The 312-nt window shown below is 63.8% G+C and carries 1 protein-coding gene; it reads right to left on the bottom strand.

The features are described from left to right. Positions 1-312 (bottom strand): IS5 family transposase (locus OX89_RS12480; RefSeq protein WP_047350849.1); only part of this gene is annotated, 312 nt, incomplete at both ends.

The raw sequence follows: 312 nt of genomic DNA, 5'->3' as shown, positions 1-312 counted from the left end.
CATCGGCGTCCGTGGTGCTCTCGTGGGTGTCGTTGCAGCGCTCCTGTCCTTTGAAGTCCACCTCGGGGTTGCGCCCAGGCGGCGTGTCGCTGTCATCGTCTTTGCGCTTGAAGCTCTTGTGCGAGGCCCAGGCTTCGATGAGCGTGCCGTCCACGCTGAAGTGCTCGTCGCTGGCAAGCCGCCCCCACTGGGCGCTGAGCTTGACGCGCTCGAAGAAGGCACGGGCGAGGTCTTCGTTGAACAAGCGTTCGCGGTTGGCGCTGAAGGTGGAGTGGTCCCAGACCTTGTCTTCGATGTTCAGGCCCACGAACC

This window comes from Diaphorobacter sp. J5-51 (genome assembly GCF_001023515.1).
Lineage (GTDB): Bacteria > Pseudomonadota > Gammaproteobacteria > Burkholderiales > Burkholderiaceae_C > Diaphorobacter > Diaphorobacter nitroreducens.
Note: the sequence above shows the minus strand (reverse complement) of the source record. Positions and strands in the feature narration are given on the sequence as shown.